Origin of the sequence: Streptomyces sp. NPDC001604, assembly GCF_042893475.1 — a bacterium.
In the GTDB taxonomy this organism is placed as follows: Bacteria; Actinomycetota; Actinomycetes; order Streptomycetales; family Streptomycetaceae; genus Streptomyces.
In genome coordinates this window covers 193,994-206,822 of sequence record NZ_JBIAUY010000007.1, presented here as the reverse complement: position 1 = coordinate 206,822, position 12,829 = coordinate 193,994, and the positions used below count along the sequence as shown (strand labels likewise).

General features: G+C 71.4%; 16 protein-coding genes. 14 read left to right on the top strand and 2 right to left on the bottom strand.

Annotated elements, in window-relative coordinates:
• Positions 1 to 12 precede the first annotated feature (12 nt).
• From ACFY1E_RS21615 to ACFY1E_RS21585, 7 genes are all read left to right on the top strand, one after another.
• Entirely contained in the window at positions 13 to 423 is a 411-nt protein-coding gene (locus ACFY1E_RS21615; RefSeq protein WP_115913750.1) for a VOC family protein, read from the top strand.
• Positions 424 to 807: 384 nt separating this feature from the next.
• Entirely contained in the window at positions 808 to 2,985 is a 2,178-nt protein-coding gene (locus tag ACFY1E_RS21610; protein WP_389078276.1) for an ATP-binding protein, read from the top strand.
• Positions 2,986 to 3,059: 74 nt separating this feature from the next.
• Entirely contained in the window at positions 3,060 to 3,494 is a 435-nt protein-coding gene (locus ACFY1E_RS21605; protein WP_030936144.1) for a roadblock/LC7 domain-containing protein, read from the top strand.
• Between the two features lie 2 nt (positions 3,495 to 3,496).
• The gene (locus ACFY1E_RS21600; protein ID WP_030936141.1) at positions 3,497 to 3,868 is read left to right on the top strand and encodes a DUF742 domain-containing protein; all 372 of its coding nucleotides are present in this window, start codon (positions 3,497 to 3,499) and stop codon (positions 3,866 to 3,868) included.
• Entirely contained in the window at positions 3,846 to 4,445 is a 600-nt protein-coding gene (locus tag ACFY1E_RS21595; protein ID WP_344400351.1) for an ATP/GTP-binding protein, read from the top strand. Before ACFY1E_RS21600 ends, ACFY1E_RS21595 begins: the two co-directional genes overlap by 23 nt.
• 60 nt (positions 4,446 to 4,505) lie before the next feature.
• The gene (locus tag ACFY1E_RS21590; RefSeq protein WP_266963216.1) at positions 4,506 to 5,087 is read left to right on the top strand and encodes a GAF domain-containing protein; all 582 of its coding nucleotides are present in this window, start codon (positions 4,506 to 4,508) and stop codon (positions 5,085 to 5,087) included.
• Between the two features lie 48 nt (positions 5,088 to 5,135).
• Positions 5,136 to 5,627, top strand: coding sequence for a TetR family transcriptional regulator C-terminal domain-containing protein (locus tag ACFY1E_RS21585; protein WP_389078271.1), 492 nt, complete (start codon positions 5,136 to 5,138; stop codon positions 5,625 to 5,627).
• 103 nt (positions 5,628 to 5,730) lie between these two features.
• On the opposite strand, the gene ACFY1E_RS21580 is transcribed toward ACFY1E_RS21585, so the two are convergent.
• Both ACFY1E_RS21580 and ACFY1E_RS21575 read right to left on the bottom strand, forming a co-directional pair.
• On the bottom strand, positions 5,731 to 6,336 hold the full coding sequence (locus ACFY1E_RS21580) for a GPP34 family phosphoprotein (protein ID WP_389078268.1): 606 nt from the start codon (positions 6,334 to 6,336) through the stop codon (positions 5,731 to 5,733).
• A gap of 13 nt (positions 6,337 to 6,349) precedes the next feature.
• Positions 6,350 to 6,745 (bottom strand): hypothetical protein, encoded by a 396-nt coding sequence (locus ACFY1E_RS21575; RefSeq protein ID WP_389078266.1) that lies wholly within the window; start codon positions 6,743 to 6,745, stop codon positions 6,350 to 6,352.
• A 101-nt stretch (positions 6,746 to 6,846) separates the two neighbouring features.
• Here ACFY1E_RS21575 and ACFY1E_RS21570 point away from each other — a divergent pair, with 101 nt between their 5' ends.
• The 7 genes from ACFY1E_RS21570 (at position 6,847) to ACFY1E_RS21540 (ending at position 12,723) form a co-directional block, all read left to right on the top strand.
• Positions 6,847 to 7,731, top strand: a complete 885-nt coding sequence (locus ACFY1E_RS21570; RefSeq protein ID WP_389078265.1) for a hypothetical protein — start codon at positions 6,847 to 6,849, stop codon at positions 7,729 to 7,731.
• A 203-nt stretch (positions 7,732 to 7,934) separates the two neighbouring features.
• Positions 7,935 to 8,963 (top strand): L-threonine 3-dehydrogenase, encoded by a 1,029-nt coding sequence (gene tdh / locus ACFY1E_RS21565; RefSeq protein WP_389078262.1) that lies wholly within the window; start codon positions 7,935 to 7,937, stop codon positions 8,961 to 8,963.
• A gap of 36 nt (positions 8,964 to 8,999) precedes the next feature.
• On the top strand, positions 9,000 to 10,193 hold the full coding sequence (locus ACFY1E_RS21560; protein ID WP_389078260.1) for a glycine C-acetyltransferase: 1,194 nt from the start codon (positions 9,000 to 9,002) through the stop codon (positions 10,191 to 10,193).
• Positions 10,194 to 10,229: 36 nt separating this feature from the next.
• Positions 10,230 to 11,132, top strand: coding sequence for a LysR family transcriptional regulator (locus ACFY1E_RS21555; RefSeq protein ID WP_389078258.1), 903 nt, complete (start codon positions 10,230 to 10,232; stop codon positions 11,130 to 11,132).
• 62 nt (positions 11,133 to 11,194) lie between these two features.
• Positions 11,195 to 11,779 carry a helix-turn-helix domain-containing protein gene (locus tag ACFY1E_RS21550; RefSeq protein ID WP_389078255.1) on the top strand — a complete coding sequence of 195 codons (585 nt, stop codon included), beginning with the start codon at positions 11,195 to 11,197 and terminating at the stop codon, positions 11,777 to 11,779.
• Positions 11,776 to 12,309, top strand: coding sequence for a GNAT family N-acetyltransferase (locus ACFY1E_RS21545; protein WP_389078254.1), 534 nt, complete (start codon positions 11,776 to 11,778; stop codon positions 12,307 to 12,309). Before ACFY1E_RS21550 ends, ACFY1E_RS21545 begins: the two co-directional genes overlap by 4 nt.
• A 54-nt stretch (positions 12,310 to 12,363) precedes the next feature.
• Entirely contained in the window at positions 12,364 to 12,723 is a 360-nt protein-coding gene (locus ACFY1E_RS21540) for an MmcQ/YjbR family DNA-binding protein (protein WP_389078251.1), read from the top strand.
• Positions 12,724 to 12,829: the final 106 nt, after the last annotated feature.

Here is a 12,829-nt window from a genome sequence, read left to right as displayed (position 1 = left end):
AGCGTGATGCTCATGTTCACAGCAATCACGCACTCGCAGATCTACGTCCTCGACCAGGACGAGGCCCTCGACTTCTACGTCGGCAAGCTCGGCCTGGAGGTCAACACCGACGCCGACCTCGGCTTCATGCGCTGGCTCACCATCAACGTCCCCGGCCAGCCCGACCGCGAGGTCCTGCTGGAGCGCCCGGGCCCGCCGCGGCTGTCCGAGGAGACCGCGGAACAGGTCCGCGAGCTGCTGACCAAGGGCGCGACGGGCGGCTTCCTCATCTTCCGGACCGAGGACTGCCGCAAGACGTACGAGACCCTCAAGGCCAAGGGCGTCGAGTTCACCGAGGAGCCCACCGAGCGGCCGTACGGGATCGACTGCGGCCTGCGGGACCCCTTCGGCAACAGCATCCGCTTCACCCAGCCGAAGGGCTAGATATATACGCTGCGTGACGTTCGGGGGATGACTTCCGGAGGCGCGTGAGCGTCCCGAAACGGTCCCGGCGGGTTGTCGGGCGGACAGAAACGAGCATGCGGCGAGGGCCGGGGAGCAGTCGCTCCCCGGCCCTCGCCTTTTGCTGGCGACCGTATCTGACCAGCTCTGATCGATCCCTCATTCAGCGAGATCGTGTGCCCGCTGGGTTTATCGGTCTGTCGTACGAGCTCTCATACCAGAGCGGGACGCTGTGCGTGGGACTTTGTCAACTGCCCACCGCACATGATGCGTTGGCGACTACTGTGAGTGTCCATCGGGCGACGCATGCCCGAACCGCGCAGCACGCGCCCCAGGCACCGACGGATCAGTACGACGAGGACACCGATGTCTCACCTTCGCGCACCGGCCGCACGCGCAGACCGCCGCGAGGGCGGGCGGCACGGACGGCCGGTTGCCCGTCCCGTGCCCTCGCTGCCCGAGACGCACATACGGCCCCAGCTGCTGCGGCTCGCCGTGCTGCCGCCGATCGCGGTCGCCCTCAGCGCGAGCGCGGCCGTCCTGTTCACCGTGCGCAGCACCGGAGCGCGGCCCAGCCTCACCCTGTGGGGCGTGCTCGCCGGCGCCGCCGCGGTGGCGTTCGCAGGGATCCTGATCGCCTCCGTGGCCGCCGACCGCACCGCCAAGTCGGTGAGCGACCGCCTCGGCGCCCTGCGCCGCATCAGCGGCCGCGGTGAGGCCGACCTGCGCGCCCTCGTCGAGTCGCTGCGCCGTGGCGACACCCCGCCCCCGCGCAAGCCGCGCAGCTCTCCACCGGACGATGCCGACGACTTCGAGCTGCTCGCCGCCGACCTGACCCGCGCGCACGACGGAGCCGTCACCGCCGTCGTCCAGGCCGCCCAGCTCTCCAGCCAGGCAGGCAGCGAACAGAAGCTCGAAGTCTTCGTCAACCTCGCCCGGCGCCTCCAGTCGCTGGTGCACCGGGAGATCTCCATCCTCGACGAGCTGGAGAACGAGATCGAGGACCCCGACCTGCTCAAGGGCCTCTTCCACGTCGACCACCTCGCCACCCGGATCCGCCGCCACGCCGAGAACCTCGCCGTCCTCGGCGGCGCCGTCTCCCGCCGGCAGTGGAGCAACCCCGTCTCCATGACCGAGGTGCTGCGCTCCGCCATCGCCGAGGTCGAGCAGTACTCCAGGGTCAAGCTGGTGCCGCCGATCGACGGCACCCTGCGCGGCCACGCCGTCGCCGACGTCATCCACCTGCTGGCCGAGCTCGTCGAGAACGCCACGGTGTTCTCCGCCCCGCACACCCAGGTCCTGCTGCGCGCCAACCTCGTCACCTCGGGACTCGCCGTCGAGGTGGAGGACCGCGGCCTCGGTATGCCGGTCGGCGAGCAGAAGAAGATGAACGCCCTGCTCGCCGACCCCGACCAGGTCAATGTGGCGAGCCTGCTCGCGGACGGCCGCATCGGACTGTTCGTGGTCTCGCAGCTCGCGCGGCGGCACGGCATCAACGTCCGGCTGCAGACCAACATCTACGGCGGGGTGCAGGCCGTGCTCGTCGTACCGCAGGGGCTGCTGGGCTCGACGCCGGGCGTTCCCGGGGGCGCAGGGCAGCCGCACAGTGTCACGGGCGTGATGGGGATGCCCGAGCCGTCCGTACCGCCGCGGTCCCAGCCACAGGCTCCGCCCGGCCCCCCGTCCGAGACCGTCGGGCCTCGGGTCGCGCCCCCGCCGCCCTCGCAGTCCACGGCCGCCGTGTCGAACGGCAGCCCGCTGGGCGGCACGGCGGCCGGCAGCGGAGCGGCGCCGCTCCCGGTGCGCGCCGCCCACGAGGAGCGGGCCAATCCCGCGGAGGCCCTGCCCGGCATCCGGCCGGAGGACCGGCGGCTCGTCGCGGAGAACGCGGGCACACCGCCCACGCCCCGCACCGCCGCGGTCCGTGGCACCATGGGCAAGCCCCAACTGCCGCGCCGCCGCGCCCAGGAGCACATCGCACCCCAGCTGCGGGACGGCCCGGCACCACGTCAGGAGTCCGAGTACCTCGCCGGCCACGACCCGGGCCTGATGGCCGCCTTCCAGCGCGGCATCGGCCTGGCGGAGGCCCAGCAGAACCTCGAGTCGGAGTCCACCGAATACGCGGAGCACCCGGAGTACACATCGGAGTACACAGGGGCCGTACACACGGCGTCGTCGGCTCGTCTGGAGCCGGACCACATGGCTTCGCCGCACATGGAGGCGCCTCATATGGGGGCGTCACACATGGAGTCGGGGCCCACGGAGTCGGCGCCCACGGAGTCCGCCTACATGGCCGCCGAGCCCATGGAGCAGACGGCGCGCATCGAGTCGCGTCCCCGCACCGACCCGGCCCGCACAGACGGCGCGCCCAACCTCCCGAGCTCGCCCCTGGACGTGCTCCACACGGACGTCACCGCCACCACCCCGCCGCCCTCCATTGATGTATCGCACATGGATGCGGCCCACATAGCCGAGGCGCGCCCCGCGTCCGCGCGCGGCACCGACCATCCCAGCCGGCACGACGGGAGCGCACCAGCCGGATGACCACCCCTGTTCCCACCCCCGTCACCACCCCCACCGCTCCCGAAGACCTTCGTACCCCAAGGAGTCGATCCACCATGGCGAGCGATGCGCCCACCGGCCATGTATCCGATCTCGACTGGCTGATGAGCGGCCTCGTGCAGCGCGTACCCCACACGACCAGTGCGGTACTTCTGTCCTGCGACGGGCTTGTGAAGTCGGTCCACGGCCTCGACCCGGACAGCGCCGACCACATGGCCGCCCTGGCCTCCGGCCTGTACTCCCTCGGCCGCAGCGCCGGGGTCCGCTTCGGCGACGGCGGCGACGTCCGCCAGGTCGTCGTCGAACTCGACTCGACCCTGCTGTTCGTGACCACCGCCGGCTCCGGCACCTGTCTCGCCGTACTGGCCGGCCGCGAGGCCGACGCGGCGGTGCTCGGCTACGAGATGGCGATGCTGGTCAAGAGCGTCCGCCCCTACCTGGTCACCGCGCCCCGGCAGCACGCCGTCGAACCCACGGCGATGAGGCCTTGAGCGTGGCGGCGGTCGGCGACGGGCCCTGGCTCGACGACGCGGCCGGTCGGCTGGTGCGCCCCTTCACGGTCAGCAACGGCCGCACCCGGCCCACCATCGCGCTCGACCTCCTGTCGCACGTGATGGCCACCGGGGCCACCCCCCTCGGCTACCTCGGCCCCGAGCACGCGCAGGCGCTCGACCTGTGCCGCGCGCCCGTCTCGGTCGCCGAGGTCGCCGCCCAACTGAAGCTGCCGGCCGTGGTCACCAAGGTGCTGCTGTCGGACCTCGTCGACTGCGGGGCGCTCACCACCAAGCCACCCGAGTTCCACCACAACCCGACTGACCGGGCCCTTCTGGAGGCAGTGCTCGATGGACTACGACGACAGCTCTGACCCCTTCCCCACCGCACTGAAGATCCTGGTGGCGGGCGGGTTCGGAGTAGGCAAGACGACCTTCGTGGGCGCGGTCAGCGAGATCGCGCCGCTGAGTACGGAGGAGCTGCTCACCACGGTCAGCGCAGCGACCGACTCCCTGGAGGGGATCGAGAACAAGGTCGAGACGACGGTGGCCATGGACTTCGGCCGCATCACCCTCGACCGGGAACATGTGCTGTACCTGTTCGGCACGCCCGGGCAGGAGCGGTTCTGGTTCATGTGGGACGAGCTCTCCGAGGGCGCGCTCGGGGCGGTCATCCTCGCCGACACCCGCCGCCTGGAGGAGTGCTTCGCGGCGGTCGACTTCTTCGAGCAGCGCGGTCTCGGCTTCATCGTCGCGATCAACGAGTTCGACGGCTCGTACCGCTACGACCCCGAGGAGGTCCGCGCCGCCATCGACCTCGACCCCGCGATCCCCGTGGTGCGCTGCGACGCCCGGATCTCCAGTTCAGGAGTGCAGACCCTGCTGACCCTCGTACGCCACCTCATCGCCCACGCCCCGGCGCACGCGCCGAGCCACGGCGCCCACATGTGATCCCCGCACACCGCCACGGAGCCCGTATATGCCCTGCGTCCACAGTGACGGAGCCCGCTCATGAGGTACGACCCGTCGCGCCCGGCCGGTCGGCTGCTGCTCACCCCCGAGGACAAGGAGGCCCCCGCCCGGGCCCGGCGCCTCGGCCAACTGGGCCTCGCAGAACACCCGGACCCCGCCCTCGACGCCTACGCGGACCACCTCGCCGAGCTCACCGGGACGCCGTACGCCATGGTCAACTTCATCGACGAGAACCGGCAGTTCTTCGCGGGCCTGCATCTCTCGGACGTCGCCCGGCCCGTGGTGAAGGCCGACGGCACCACACCCGTGCTGGGCCGCGAACTGGCCCGCGACCACGGCTTCTGCCCCCATGTGGTGGTCCGGCGCAAGGCGCTGGTCCTGGAGGACGTCTGCGACTACCCGCGGTTCGCGGGCAATCCGGTGGTCGACGAGTTCGGCATCCGCTCCTATCTGGGCGCGCCGCTGATCGACAGCACGGGGATGGTGCTGGGCACCGTGTGCGTGGTCGACGTGGAGCCACGGCCGTGGGGCAGGCCGGGCCTGGAGACGATCAAGTCGACGGCGGCCGACCTGGTCGCCCGGCTGGAGCGACGGGAGGCGGACGGGCTCCCGCTGCTGTGACGGTGGGCCGGGCAGTCACCAGCCGACCGGTCCAGTACTTACGTACCCTTGCCGCGTGGGACGCACCAGTGCTTCTTGGAGTCGAAGGAGGCCCTCGCACTCACCGTCGTCGACGAGCACTGGGCCGCCCAACGGCGCGACTGGGCGCGGGCGTTGGGCGGTGACGGGGAACCGCTGCAGCGGCTGCGGGGGCTCTTCGAGGAGACGGAAGCCGACCAGCTCGCCGCCCAGCAGGGCTGCGGCACCGTGTCGGGCTGCCTCTTCGGCAACCTCACCCTGGAACTGAGCAACCAGGCCGAGGCTGTCCGCGGCCGCCTGCAGGAGATCTTCGACGCGCAGGTCGACATGGTCGAAGCGGTGATCGCGGAGGCCCGCGCCCGCGGCGACGTCACCGCCCGCGACACCCGCGAGGCGGCCCGGGCGGTGGTGGCACAGCTGGAGGGCCAGGTGATGTTCGCCAAGCACTACGACAACCCCGGCCGACTGAGCCCACTGTGGGCGAACTGCCGAGCGCTGCTGGGCGCCACGGGTGGCGAGTAGCGGCTTTCAGGGGCGCGGGGCTGTGTCGATGTGCGGCTCCGCCGCGTGGGCGCGACCAGCCACAACGATGCCGCGGACGAAGATCGCACAGCCCGCGGAGGGGTCAATAGCCGCGCCACACGTTGTCGAACGCAGCGTCCTCGATGGCCTTCCGCTGCCGCACGGCCTCCAGTTCCATCACCGCATCGCCGACGGCAGCCAGCACGGTCGTGACCGCCTCACCGGAGAGTTCGTCCTGGTCGGCGACCTGCTCCTCGTGGATCCCGGCGGCCGCAGCCAGGGCGGCGAGGACCGGCTCGCCCGAAGCCCAGCGCTCCTCGGCCTGCCGCCGGGCCGGCGAGTCGACCAGCTCCGCCCGCCCGCTCCGCAGCGGAATCCGGCGCCCGCGCGGCCGGGCGGTCAGCCCCACCCGCTCCAGGTCGTCGACGTAGGCCGAGGACAGCCCGCGGCCCCGGCGCCACAGCCACTCCTCGACCGACTCGTAGGGCTCCTGTCGTACGAGGGAGGAGGCGGCCTCGTCCAGCAGGCGGTCGCCCGTGGGTGACGCGGCGCTGGGGAGGATGCGGTCGCCGTCCAGGGCGAGCGCCAGGGCCTCGATGAGGTCGAGCACCTCGGCTCCCGCGAGTGCGAGCGACAGTTCGCCCTGCTGGACGGGGTGGCTGGGCGCCGCGTCCAGGGCGACGATCGCGAGGTCCCGTGCGGTGTTCATCGGCGGCTCCAGGTCAGTTGGCCGAGTGCGGGGCGAGCGTATCGGGGCCGGCCTTTGCCGGCCGGGCGTGCTCGGACGATTCTCGCTGCTGCGGCGGGGCTGTGTGTCGTACTACGACCATGTGGTGCGGGAAGCCGATCCGCAGCACGGCGGCGGCCGCAGCCGCGGCGAGGACCACGAGGGCGGCCGACAGCACCGCCCGGTGGTAGCCGTGGTGCAACAGCGGGGCGACGGCCGGCGGGCCCAGGATCTGGCCGACGGAGCAGCCGGCGGTCAGCAGCGCGACCGAGCGGGGGAAGCGCCGAGGCCCACCAGGCGACCCGCCGGTCCGCGACCGACCGCAGGGCCAGGAGCAGCAGGCCGGACAGCGCGATGCCGGCGCCGACACCAGGGCCCCCGGTATCGTCATATAAGCGGGCAAAGTACTCTCGGAGTGTGCGTGAGAACGCCTCGATCGCGGAGCACTGGGGGCCCGGGACATCCGCACGCCTGCCCCGCCGGTCGTGAAGTATGAAGGCGTCGAGAACAGCTGCCGCAGTCGGCCTCACCGTCGGCCTCGGTCTCGTCGGCTGTACCCAGCACGCCGGTACGTCCCCGGCCGCATCGACCGCAACCGGTACACCGCGCCCGCCGCCGTCCAGCGTCACGGCGACGCCGTCCACGACGTCGGTACCGCCCCCGGCTCCCAGCAGCAGTCCGGCAGACCCCGCCTCCGTCATCGAGAGCTTCTACGCCGCGATCAACGCTCACGACTACCGCCGGGCCTGGGATCTCGGGGGAAGCAACCTCGGGCGGCCCTACGCCGACTTCGCCTCCGGCTTCGCCGACACCGCCGCCGACGTCATCGGCATCGACGACGTGAACGGGAACACGGTCGATGTCCACCTCCACGCCACGCACACCGACGGAAGCACCGCCGACTACGCCGGTTCGTACATCGTCGAGAACGGGACGATCACCTACGGCTCGCTGCACCTCGTAGCGACGAGTCCCCCGACTCCCGCTCCGGTGCCCACAGCGCCGAGTGTCGCGACCGGGGCCCTCAATCCGGCCGTGACCCAGTCCACGATCCACTCGACCATCTGTGTGCCGGGCTGGACGGCGACGATACGCCCGCCGGTCGATGTGACCGAGCAGCTGAAGAGACAGCAGCTCGCGGCGTCCAGCGCGGCGGACAAGGACCCCTCGCACTACGAGGAGGACCACATCATCCCCCTGGAACTGGGCGGGGCCCCGTCCGACCCGGCGAACCTGCGCCCCGTGCCGCTGTCCCAGGCGAGTGCGGACGACCAGTTGGAGAACTCCCTGCACCGTGCCGTGTGCGACGGCAGCATGACGCTCACGGACGCGCAGTCCCGGATCGAGCAGGCGAAAGCCGCGGAGGCACCACCATGATCGCGCCGGCCGCGCACACCCAGGGTCGGGTCCGAGGTCTGCAGGGCGGGGTGTGAAGCGGAGCTGTGGCGCGGGTTAAGAAAAGCTCGATGGACCCGGGGTGGCGTCGTGCGGCAGATTGCTACGCGATTCCACCCCTCTCCCCGGATGCGGGCGCCTTCGGCATGCCTGGGCCCGGGGTCGCACCCACAGGAGCCGTAGCGTTGAAGGCGCTGGTCAAGGAGAAGGCTGAGCCCGGGCTGTGGCTCGCGGACGTGCCGGAGCCGGGCGTCGGACCCGGTGACGTACTGATCAAGGTGTTGCGGACCGGCATCTGCGGGACCGATCTGCACATCCGGGCCTGGGACGGCTGGGCGCAGCAGGCCATCCGCACGCCGCTGGTGGCCGGGCACGAGTTCGTCGGTGAGGTCGTGGAGACCGGGCGTGATGTCACGGACATCGCCGTCGGCGACCGTGTGAGCGGCGAGGGGCACCTCGTCTGCGGGAAGTGCCGCAACTGTCTGGCCGGGCGGCGGCATCTGTGCCGGGCCACGGTCGGGCTCGGCGTCGGACGGGACGGGGCTTTCGCGGAGTACGTCGCCCTGCCCGCCGCCAATGTGTGGGTGCACCGGGCGCCGGTGGACCTCGACGTCGCCGCGATCTTCGACCCGTTCGGCAACGCCGTGCACACGGCCCTGTCCTTCCCTCTGGTCGGCGAGGACGTGCTCATCACGGGGGCCGGCCCGATCGGTCTGATGGCCGCCGCGGTGGCCCGGCACGCGGGCGCCCGCAACGTCGTCATCACCGACGTCAGCAAGGAGCGGCTGGAGCTGGCGCGGAAGATCGGCGTGAGCCTCGCGCTGAACGTGGCGGAGTCGGAAATCGCCGACGGACAGCGGGAGTTGGGGCTACGCGAGGGCTTCGACATCGGCCTGGAGATGTCCGGCCGCCCCGAGGCCATGCGCGACATGATCGCCAACATGACACACGGCGGCCGTATCGCCGTGCTCGGCCTGCCCGCCCAGGAGTTCCCGGTCGACTGGGCCCGCATCGTCACCTCGATGATCACCATCAAGGGCATCTACGGCCGGGAGATGTTCGAGACCTGGTACGCGATGTCGGTGCTGCTGGAAGCCGGCCTCGACCTGTCACCCGTGATCACCGGCCGGTACGGCTACGACGACTTCGAGGCGGCGTTCGCCGACGCGGCGAGCGGCCGCGGCGGCAAGGTCATCCTCGACTGGACCGTGTAACTCCCTTCACCCGTCAGCACTTTCAGGAGCTTCCCGATGTTCGACTCCGTGCGCGACGACCTGCGCGCCACCCTCGACGAGATCCGCGCCGCCGGCCTGCACAAGCCCGAGCGCGTGATCGGCACCCCGCAGTCCGCGACCGTGAACGTCACCGCAGGAGGCCGCCCCGGCGAGGTCCTCAACTTCTGCGCCAACAACTACCTCGGCCTCGCCGACCACCCCGAGGTCGTCGCCGCCGCGCACCAGGCCCTGGACCGCTGGGGCTACGGCATGGCGTCGGTCCGCTTCATCTGCGGCACCCAGGAGGTGCACAAGGAGCTGGAAGCGCGCCTTTCCGCGTTCCTCGGCCAGGAGGACACGATCCTGTACTCCTCCTGCTTCGACGCCAACGGCGGTGTCTTCGAGACGCTGCTCGGCCCCGAGGACGCCGTCATCTCCGACGCCCTCAACCACGCGTCGATCATCGACGGCATCCGCCTGTCCAAGGCGCGCCGCCTCCGCTACGCCAACCGTGATCTGGCCGATCTGGAACGGCAGTTGAAGGACGCCTCAGACGCCCGGCGCCGCCTGATCGTCACCGACGGCGTCTTCTCCATGGACGGCTATGTGGCACCCCTGCGCGAGATCTGCGACCTCGCCGACCGCTACGACGCCATGGTCATGGTCGACGACTCGCACGCCGTGGGCTTCGTCGGCCCCGGCGGCCGCGGCACCCCCGAGCTGCACGGTGTCATGGACCGCGTCGACATCATCACCGGCACCCTGGGCAAGGCGCTCGGCGGCGCGTCCGGCGGCTATGTCGCGGCCCGCGCCGAGATCGTCGCGCTCCTGCGCCAGCGCTCACGGCCGTACCTCTTCTCGAACACCCTCGCCCCGGTGATCGCCGCCGCCTCGCTGAAGGTCCTCGACCTCCTCGAGTCGGCGGACGACCTGCGCATCCGCCTCGCCGAGAACACCGCCCTGTTCCGCCGCCGGATGACCGAGGAGGGCTTCGAGATCCTCCCCGGCGACCACCCCATCGCCCCCGTGATGATCGGCGACGCGACCAAGGCCGGCCGCCTCGCGGAACTGCTCCTCGAGCGCGGCGTCTACGTGATCGGCTTCTCGTACCCCGTGGTGCCGCAGGGGCAGGCCCGCATCCGCGTGCAGCTGTCCGCCGCGCACTCGACGGACGACGTCAACCGGGCCGTCGACGCCTTCGTGGCGGCACGGGCGGAACTGGAGGCCTGACCCGGCAGTCCCGGACATATTGAGATAATCGATCCCATGATCGAAGCGCGGCGGCTCCACATCCTCCGTGCGGTGGCCGACCACCGCACGGTGACGGCGGCTGCCGCCGCGCTGTATCTCACCCCCTCCGCCGTCTCCCAGCAGCTGACGGCGCTGGAGCAGGAGACGGGCCACCGGCTGGTCGAGCGCAGCGCCAAGGGCGTACGGCTCACCCCGGCCGGCGAGATCCTGCTCAGCCACACCAACGCGGTCCTCGCCCAGCTGGAGCGGGCGGAGGCCGAGCTCGCCGCCTACAGCTCGGGCGCCGCCGGAACGGTCACCGTCGCGTCCTTCGCCACCGGCATCGCCCTGGTCGTGGCACCGGCCGTGGCGCGCCTCGCCTCCTCCGCGCCCGGCATCCGCATCCGCGTCCAGGACGCCGAGGGCGACGCCAGCCTTCCGATGGTCCTGGACCGACAGGTCGACGTCGCGGTGGCGGTCGAGTACCGCGGGGCGCCGCCCGCCGACGACCCGCGCCTGACCCACGTACCGCTGTACGCCGAGCCCTTCGACGCGGTGGTCCCGGTGAACCACCGGCTGGCCGAGGCCGCCGAGATCCCGCTGGCCGACCTGGCCAAGGACTCCTGGATCGGCCCGTACCCCGGCAACCCCTGCCACGAAGTGGTCGTCCTGGCCTGTGAGAGCGCCGGATTCCAGCCACGCCTGGAACACTCCTCCGACGACTTCCGGGCCGTCGTCGCCCTCGCCTCCTCGGACGCGGGCGTGGCCCTCGTCCCGCGCTCGGCGCTGCGCGGAATGGACCTCACGGGCGTGGTCGTACGGCCGGTGGACGGGATCGCACCCACCCGTCGGGTCTTCGCGGCGGTACGCCGGGGAGCGGAGGAGCACCCGCTGATCAGGCCGGTGCTGGAGGCGCTGGACGAGGCGGCGCGAGCGTAGACGGGCCCGCAGTGTGACGGGAGCCACAGGCTGTGTCTCTGATCTGGGATAGCATCCCGAATATGAAACAGAATGTCGCTGAGACCGGGCCCGACCCGGTCGACGCCCGCCTCGGGGCCCGACTGTCCGAGCTGCGGGCCCAACGGGGTTGGTCCCTGGGGGAGTTGGCGGAGCGCAGTGGCATCAGCCGGTCGACTCTCTCCCGTGCCGAACGGGCCGAGATCAGCCCCACCGCCGCGCTCCTGAACCGCCTGTGCGGTGTGTACGGGCGGACCATGTCCCAACTGCTCAGCGAGGTGGAGGCAGAGCCCGCGCTGCTGGTACCGGCCGCCGAGCAGCAGGTCTGGGAGGACAGGGCCTCCGGTTTCGCACGACGTTCCGTGTCGCCGCCGCACGCCGGGCTGCGCGGCGAACTCGTCGAGGGACGGCTGGCCGCGGGCGCGGACATCGCGTACGACCGGCCGCCCGTGCCCGGCCTCGAACAGCACATCTGGGTTCTGGAAGGAGCGCTCGAGGTGACGGCACAGGAGGTCGAGCACCACCTCGGCACCGGGGACTGTCTGCGGCTGCGGGTGTGGGGCCCGACGCGGTTCCGGTGCACGGGACCGGACGACGTGCGATACGTCCTGGCGGTGGTGCTGCCATGATCGTGCACCGGCTGGACCGCGATGAACTGCACGCGCGCGTGGACGCGTTGGCGGACCTTCTCGTCGACACCGTGGACGGCGGCGCCTCCATCGGCTTCCTCGCACCGCTCGACCGTGCGGACGCCCTGGCCTGGTGGAAGGAGCGCGCCGCTGCAGTCGCCGCCGGGCAGCTCGCCGTGTGGGCGGCGCACAACGGCGAACGGGTCGTGGGCACCGTCAGCCTGGCCTTCCCGGACAAGCCCAACAGCCGCCACCGCGCCGAACTGGTCAAGCTGATGGTGCACCGGGACGCCCGGGGACAGGGCCTCGGCCGCACACTCCTGACCACCGTCGAGGAGGAGGCCGCCGCGGCGGGCATCACCCTGCTGCACCTGGACACCGAGACCGACAGCCTGGCCGAGCACCTCTACCGCGCGGCCGGCTGGACCCGGATCGGCGCGATACCGGACTACGCGGCCGCCCCGGACGGCGTGCTGCGCCCGACGTCGATCTACTTCAAGAAGCTGGGACCCACCAGCCGCGCGAAGTAGTTGCCCGACGTCCTCACCAGGTGATTGTCAGTGACAGCGGCTACGGTGCGGAGCATGCCGGATGCCGAAGACGTACGCCGTATCTGCCTTGCTCTGCCGGACACGACGGAGAAGATCGCCTGGAGCATGCCCACGTTCCGGGTGGCGGGGAAGATGTTCGCCACGCTCCCCGAGGACGAGACCTCCATCGCCGTGCGCTGCCCCAAGGAGGAGCGCGACGAACTGGTGCTGGCCGAGCCGGACAAGTTCTGGATCGCCGACCACGAGGCGCAGTTCGCCTGGGTGAGAGCCCGCCTCGCGTCGATCGAGGACGAGGGCGAGTTGCGTGACATCCTCGCCGACTCCTGGCGCCAGGCGGCTCCGCCCCGACTGCTGGACGCCTACCCGGAGTTGGGGCTTCCGGACGCGGACTGAAAACGCTTCGAGTGTTGTCAGTGACGCGTGGCATGATCCGAAGCCGAGTGTGGGAGCCGGGGCGGAGGGGGCTTCGGCTCCCACCGGGACGTCGGTGGACGGATCG